Genomic DNA, 2,587 nt, shown 5'->3' with positions numbered 1-2,587 from the left:
GCGGAGGGTTGGCTCTATGTGGCCGCAGTCGTTGATCTGTTCTCGCGGCGGGTGGTCGGCTGGTCAATGAGTACAGCAATGACGGCACAGCTCGTCACCAATGCCCTGGTGATGGCGATCTGGCGACGAGGCAAGCCGGACGCGCTGTTGCATCATTCCGATCGCGGCAGCCAATACACCAGCGAACAGTTCCAGAGGCTGATGGCCGATCACGGCGTGGTCTGCTCGATGAGCCGGTCAGGCAATGTCTGGGACAACGCTGCAATGGAGAGCTTCTTCTCGTCCTTGAAGACCGAGCGAACAGCGCGCAAAGTGTACCGGTCACGCAACGAGGCCAAGGCCGACGTGTTCGACTACATCGAGCGCTTCTACAATCCGAAGCGAAGGCATTCGACGATCGGATATCTGAGCCCTATGGAGTTCGAACGGAAGGCCGGATTAGCTTAAGCCGGTGTCAACAGAACCGGGTGCAGCTCAAGCAGCGGTATCGCGCCACTGGGTCGTGATCATCTTTGCCGCTGTGTCGGCTTGATAGTCAACCGGCTCGGCATAGCGATTGGCCGGCGGCAATCGAGATATGGTGCCACGCGGTGACCCCCTCAACATTTGATTTGCAGACGCGTGTGAAACTGGGGGCGAGCGGTCGCTGAGAAATGATTGGTTCTGAAGCCGCGGACACCCCTCCCCACCCCCTTACAGCAGACACGCAGCTTTTTCACCTTGCGGCAGCGAATGCAGCAGTTGATGATTGGACGGGGTTATAGTCGCACCGCAATCGAGCCATCGCCATGCGCCACGCCTCCCTGTTGGATGCTCTCGCCACAGCCGACCTGTTCACCGGTCTACTCCTCGGATGCAGTCTCATCTCAGATGCATCCGCCGCGACCGCCGGCCACGCTTTGGCCGTCTCCGTCGACGATTTTAATTATATCGACACGTCGAACGAGCCCGCCGATCAGACGGTCGTCCATGAAAAGCGATTGCGAGCTTTCATGACCGCACTGCTGGAACACGTCACGGCAGACCGGCGCTTTGAGCTCGTGCCCTCCTCCTGCGGACCAAATTGTCCGACAGACGGACCGGCATTGCGCGAACGGCTGCGCGCGGCATCACAGGCCGGCACGCAGATCCTGATAATCGGCATCGTTCACAAGCTAAGCACGCTGGTCCAGGTTGTTCAGATTGCTGCCATTGATACAGCAGCCCAGCGCGTCGTGTTCAGAAAGCACTTCCAGTTCCGCGGTGACAACGACGAGGCATGGCAGCGGGCGGAACGCTTTGTATCGGAAGAGGTCCGCGACCGGCTGCTTGAAAGCAGATCGCAGCCATAGGCCGCGCGCGTCTGCAACCGCTCAACAGCCGGATTGAATGGCGCCGTGGCGCTTCCGGTCCGCCCTGATTAGCAGACCATATCTGAGCCAAACCGAACTTCGTCGTCGGGCCACGAGCGGAAGTTGCCGTATGTCGGGCGGGCTCATCAACCGGATACTCGCGTATCGAAAATTTGCGCTTCTCGATCTATCCGGACCTTGATCCGCAGGATTAATTCCTAACCGCTTGGCGTCAGATGGAGATAGGTTCGATCGAAACCTGCTAGTTCTTTCAGGCGTTCCTTGTCGAGCAAGTTGAAGCCGGATTTGTCCGTTTCCACCAACCGTTCCCCGCGCAGAACTTGGAGGGTACGGTTCGTATGGACCACTGAAAGTCCCAAACAATCGCCAAGATCAATTTGAGTGATGGGCAAGCTAAACTCCCCGCCGCGAGTGCGTCCGATTGCTTCAAGTCGCTCGTGCACTTCGATCAACAGGTGAGCCATTCTCTGCAGCGCGGCGCGCCGCCCGACATTCACGATCCATTCTCGGAAGATAGAACCATCGATCAGCGTCTCTCGCCACAAGGCCGCGGCCAGGTGTGGGTGTCGCGCCGTCACCTCCGTCAGCTCGGCGTGCGAAATGAACCCAAGCGTGCAAGGCGAAAGGCTGACCAGATCATGGTCCATGATCCCCAGGTGAAGGCTTTGAAGGTCAGGTATGTCGCCGGGAATATGCAAGGACAGGACCTGTCGCTCTCCGTTGGCGGTCGTTTTCGAGCGGAAGGCAAACCCCTCAACGATCAGGCAGCACTCGCCGGGACGAACGCCATCAGCGACAATGATTTCACGCGCGCCGAGATGCCGCTCGCGAATCCGCAGGCTCTGAATGGCGCGGATGTCTTCGCCATCCAGGTGGTTCGATACAGCGAGTTTGGTAATGAGCGCTGACGCAAGATTTGCCGGCATCCGATCACCCTCCTGCGACCTAAATGACGACACGCCACTCCGGCCTGATAGGCGGGAGTCGCTTGAACTCTCAGCGCCGGCGCCCAATGATATCTGCCGGGGATAGAAATTAACCTAGCAGGAATGAAACCGGTGGTGCGAGCTAAACTCGGCCGCTGTGGTCAGTCAAGCGCGAACGCATTGATCCAAGTTAAAAGTGCCGGCTTCAATTCCGCTAATGGAATGGTCCGGCCGTGCTCCGGCCCTGCCAGCAGGACAAGCTGGCAAGGGGCGCCCAAGACAAGGAGCACGCCATGTCTCAGAAACTCG

3 protein-coding genes are annotated in these 2,587 nt (G+C 58.7%); 2 read left to right on the top strand and 1 reads right to left on the bottom strand.

Going from position 1 to position 2,587, the window contains the following annotated elements; all coding sequences use genetic code 11:
• Together IVA74_RS27240 and IVA74_RS27235 are read left to right on the top strand one after the other, a co-directional pair.
• Positions 1 to 447 (top strand): IS3 family transposase (locus IVA74_RS27240; protein WP_247349497.1); only part of this gene is annotated, 447 nt, incomplete at its 5' end.
• Positions 448 to 788: 341 nt separating this feature from the next.
• On the top strand, positions 789 to 1,331 hold the full coding sequence (locus IVA74_RS27235; RefSeq protein WP_247349496.1) for a DUF2380 domain-containing protein: 543 nt from the start codon (positions 789 to 791) through the stop codon (positions 1,329 to 1,331).
• 218 nt (positions 1,332 to 1,549) lie between these two features.
• Here IVA74_RS27235 and IVA74_RS27230 read toward each other — a convergent pair whose 3' ends face one another.
• The gene (locus tag IVA74_RS27230; protein WP_247349495.1) at positions 1,550 to 2,278 is read right to left on the bottom strand and encodes a Crp/Fnr family transcriptional regulator; all 729 of its coding nucleotides are present in this window, start codon (positions 2,276 to 2,278) and stop codon (positions 1,550 to 1,552) included.
• Positions 2,279 to 2,587 lie beyond the last annotated feature (309 nt).

The sequence above is a fragment of the Bradyrhizobium sp. 132 genome, assembly GCF_023074185.1.
In the GTDB taxonomy this organism is placed as follows: domain Bacteria; phylum Pseudomonadota; class Alphaproteobacteria; order Rhizobiales; family Xanthobacteraceae; genus Bradyrhizobium.
The sequence above is the reverse complement of the archived record's forward strand: the minus strand, read 5'-3'. Positions and strand labels throughout refer to the sequence as shown.